Annotated in this window: 6 protein-coding genes; 2 read left to right on the top strand and 4 right to left on the bottom strand. The window is 39.8% G+C overall.

Going from position 1 to position 3,544, the window contains the following annotated elements:
- Nucleotides 1–431, bottom strand: a 431-nt coding sequence (locus ACFIKH_RS08795) for a lysozyme (RefSeq protein WP_375671504.1), incomplete at its 3' end; no start/stop codon positions are given.
- Nucleotides 432–589: 158 nt separating this feature from the next.
- Between ACFIKH_RS08795 and ACFIKH_RS08790 the strand changes: the two genes are divergently transcribed.
- Both ACFIKH_RS08790 and ACFIKH_RS08785 read left to right on the top strand, forming a co-directional pair.
- Entirely contained in the window at nucleotides 590–892 is a 303-nt protein-coding gene (locus ACFIKH_RS08790; RefSeq protein ID WP_006589072.1) for a type II toxin-antitoxin system RelE/ParE family toxin, read from the top strand.
- A complete protein-coding gene (locus ACFIKH_RS08785) occupies nucleotides 879–1,199 on the top strand; it encodes an addiction module antidote protein (RefSeq protein WP_006589073.1) in 321 nt (106 codons plus the stop codon). The genes ACFIKH_RS08790 and ACFIKH_RS08785 overlap by 14 nt, the downstream gene beginning before the upstream one ends.
- 46 nt (nucleotides 1,200–1,245) lie before the next feature.
- On the opposite strand, the gene ACFIKH_RS08780 is transcribed toward ACFIKH_RS08785, so the two are convergent.
- The 3 genes from ACFIKH_RS08780 to ACFIKH_RS08770 form a co-directional block, all read right to left on the bottom strand.
- Nucleotides 1,246–1,773, bottom strand: a complete 528-nt coding sequence (locus ACFIKH_RS08780; RefSeq protein ID WP_273783424.1) for an antA/AntB antirepressor family protein — start codon at nucleotides 1,771–1,773, stop codon at nucleotides 1,246–1,248.
- Between the two features lie 311 nt (nucleotides 1,774–2,084).
- Entirely contained in the window at nucleotides 2,085–3,395 is a 1,311-nt protein-coding gene (locus ACFIKH_RS08775) for a contractile injection system protein, VgrG/Pvc8 family (RefSeq protein WP_375671503.1), read from the bottom strand.
- Nucleotides 3,392–3,544, bottom strand: a 153-nt coding sequence (locus tag ACFIKH_RS08770) for a tail protein X (RefSeq protein WP_375671505.1), incomplete at its 5' end; no start/stop codon positions are given. The genes ACFIKH_RS08775 and ACFIKH_RS08770, both read right to left, overlap by 4 nt.

Genomic DNA, 3,544 nt, shown 5'->3' with positions numbered 1-3,544 from the left:
AAGCCTGTTTCTGCCGCACGCCGGTGTGCTAGACCTTCAAGACGCTTCCCGCCTGCTTTGGTCCATTTCTGTAGCTCTGCAGGGACAGCTTCATATTCACCTTGATTGAGCTTTTTTAACAGTGTCGAATTACAAAAGGCTCCTGTTCCTACATTATAGCAAAAAGAGACTAACGCCGCGAATTGTTCATCTGTTAATGAAACTGTAACCGCGCGTTCAACAGCATTTTCAAATTGCCTTAAATCTTGACAAAGAAGTTCTTCTGCTTGCTTTTCAGTGATTGTCATGCCTTCGTAAATAAAAGGCTTTCCAGCACTGTTTGTATGTCCATAACCTATTGTCCATACCCCAATGGCATCTTTATAGGCGTTCAAACGCAAACCTTCCCATTGTTTGATAAGTGCTAGTCCTTCTGATGATATTTTTCGCATATGATTCTCCATAAAAAAAGCCCCGCAAAAGCAGAGCTGGATTAAAAAATTGACATCTTTCCCATTCGGAAAGATAGCTTGTTAAAACTCATGTCGCTTTTTCATTGGAACAAAAGAATGTATTTGACATTATCAATTTTGTAGCATATAAACTACAGATGTTTATTGTTAAAAAAACACACTATTTTACAGAGTGGTTAGACTCATTAAAAGACAAACAAGTGCAAAAGAAAATTGCTGCACGTATTTTCCGCCTTGAATATGGGCTTCTAGGAGACGTGAAATATTTCCGTGGCATTGGTGAACTAAAAATAAATTATGGACCAGGCTATAGGATTTATTTTGTAAAACAAGGGAAACAAATCATTTTGTTATTAAATGCTGGTGATAAATCCACACAACAAAAAGATATCGAAAAAGCCCTTCAATTAGTAAAGGAAATGAAACATGGAAATTACTAAATTTGATGTAAGTGAATATTTTAATACGCCTGAAGACTTTAAGATTTTATTAGATGATGCTTTAGAAACCAAAAATAGTGGCTATATTGCACATGTATTAGGTATTATTGCGCGTAAACAAGGAATGACAACTGTTTCTCAAGAGACAGGACTAAATCGCGAGTCTCTTTATCGTTCTTTAAGCGATAAAGGTGATCCACGACTTTCTACTTTTCTTAGTGTTTTGAGTGCTTTAAATTTGCAGATTAGCTTAACGCCTATCCAAAATAATTGTAAGGAACAAGCGGCTTTAGAAGAAGCATCTTGACCACCTCCCCATTTTTGAGAACGGGGAGGGGAGGCATATTTTTTACTTAAGCGGCTTTCACTACAGATCTTTCTAAGACTTGTTTTGCTTCTTTGATTATGGCTTTGTAATGCTTGCTTTCTTCTACCAACGTAAAGGCTTTGACAAGATGCATGTGGAGAGGTCCATAAATGTAAACAGCCTTTTTAGTTGGAGACATTTTATCCCAATCTTTTGGGAAAGCAAAACGTATATCATCATAATCAACAAATTGACTTTTTAGTTTCTTTTCACATTCAATAAAGTAACGACGAGCTTGACGTCCTTTCTCATTGCGCTCAACCATTGAGAGCTCTTTCGCCATATCTAAGGTGAGATGATATTCTTTACTTATAACATTTTTACGTTTCTCATTTTTGAGAAACGTAAAACCATAATCTTGATTTTCCAAAAATCCATATTCTTTAATACGACGTACAATCCAATCTGCAAATTTAGAGTTGACTTCTAAAAACGTATGTAATTCACGTGCGTTAACCGTTTGAACAGTTTCTTGACCAATATTTTGTTCTTTAATTTCTATAAGAGTGTTCATAAGAATTCCTTACTATTTAGATGTTTCTTAATGACACTTTTAAAAAGTGCCGGGTGCTAAGAAACACGGTAGTAAGTCCGTCGTTATGCTTTTCCCAAAAGGGTATTGTATAGCGTAACTACACCCGACAAGATCATTATATGCGTGTAACATACAATGAGTCAAAGCCTTTAAACGTGCGGAGAAGAGATTGTTTCGTAACCAAATCCGCTTACTATTAAGGTGTTTCTTAGGCACCTGATTCGATTATTCATATTGTCGTCACATTGTCAAGCTGCTTTCGAGATTTTTTACGTTTTTACTAATTTGACTTATATATCCTCTTCATCCATATGGATTACGCCTTCGCCTTCGTCGCATGCGTTTGGTGGGGCGTTTGGATCAAGGGTATCGTCCTTGTCTGGTGTTGTGTTTGCAACGTTTCCAGCCGCATCTTCTTGTGATGCATCAAAAAGTTCGCACTCTATTTTTGTGGTGTAACCACCCGTTTTATCAAGTTTGTGTTTAACACTTTTGATGCGCCATTCTGCCGGTATATAAGGGCGGAAAGGGGGCTCTTGAACAAGCTTTGCTTCTGCTTGCACAAACGGATCACCACCGATATCACATGAGAAAGAAGATTTACCGCGTGATGATTTATTGCGATAAGCAGCAATGGCCGCAACAGCCTCTGATTGGTTATGGTAGGTATATTTGAGTTCATGAAACGGCGGGTTACCAACCTTGACTTCTTTTTTTTCACCAGTGCGGATATCATGATAGGTTGCGAGAACACCGCCTTTTTTCTCTTTGTCTTCTTCTTCTTTCTCAGGTGTTGTTTCTGCTTTTTCCGATTCAGATGATGATGGTGCTCTGTCATTGTCATCCATATGGATAAAGTTTTCATCATCATCAATCTCTTCTGGTTCTCGTGCATCAGCCGCGGCTTTTTGGTCGTCTCCCACATCTGTTTCTAAGCCATTGGCTGCACCTGCTTCATCCCGTGCGCTGTATTTAAAATCCCAAGAGGTGCAATGTTGCTCATGAATAACAATAATAGGGAGTGTTTCACCGGTGATGGCTTTGCCTTCACCCCGTTTGGCAAGAACAAGTTTACCATCAACGGGCTTTGCTACCGCATCATATTCTTCTGCAAGGCGTGTAGCAAAAGCCATATCGCTTTCTGATGTTTGGTCAATGTGTCGCACAACGATTTTTGCAAGAGAAGGATCAACCTTTGGCGTATAGCCATTACGCTCTGCTATCTCTTGAACAATACTGCCAAGGGTTTGCTGGTGATAGGATTGGCTTTTGGGGGTTCTGTAAGACGTGTTCATGGAGGCGGCACGCCCTGTCACGCTTAAGCTTTGTGGTGGGCTGCTTACAGAGATTTCGTCTATCAGATAGGCTCCCATATCGCGGTTTTTTCCGCCTTCATAGCCAAGTTTTACAGAAATGACTGTCCCGATAAGAGGAATATCAAGAAAGCCGTTATCACTGTCACGCGCACGGTCATCAAGCTCTATAGTGATACGATCACTTTTGTTTTCTGCTTCATCGGTAATTTCAATCGACAAAACATAATCCATAAGAGTTTTTGTGATGTCTTCTCCATTTGCCAGAACCGTGCAAAAAGGTTTCATGATTGACTGCCCCAAATTCTGATCACTGGTGTGGCTTTCGGATAGGGGAGGGTTGGTAAGAGTATCGTGATGCCTGCTTTTAAAATGGGTCCATAGTCTGCAAGCCCCAAATTCGCTGCATAGACGCGTTCAACAGCAAGGGCTTGTTG

Origin of the sequence: Bartonella sp. SD1336NMGDW (assembly GCF_042193565.1) — a bacterium.
GTDB lineage: Bacteria > Pseudomonadota > Alphaproteobacteria > Rhizobiales > Rhizobiaceae > Bartonella > Bartonella grahamii.
The sequence above is the reverse complement of the archived record's forward strand: the minus strand, read 5'-3'. Positions and strand labels throughout refer to the sequence as shown.

Bases quoted from the DNA above. Each gene is read 5' to 3' on its own strand.
- ACFIKH_RS08775 (WP_375671503.1), bottom strand. From the start codon at position 3,395: ATGAAACCTTTTTGCACGGTTCTGGCAAATGGAGAAGACATCACAAAA.
- ACFIKH_RS08785 (WP_006589073.1), top strand. From the start codon at position 879: ATGGAAATTACTAAATTTGATGTAAGTGAATATTTTAATACGCCTGAA.
- ACFIKH_RS08790 (WP_006589072.1), top strand. From the start codon at position 590: ATGTTTATTGTTAAAAAAACACACTATTTTACAGAGTGGTTAGACTCA.
- ACFIKH_RS08780 (WP_273783424.1), bottom strand. From the start codon at position 1,773: ATGAACACTCTTATAGAAATTAAAGAACAAAATATTGGTCAAGAAACT.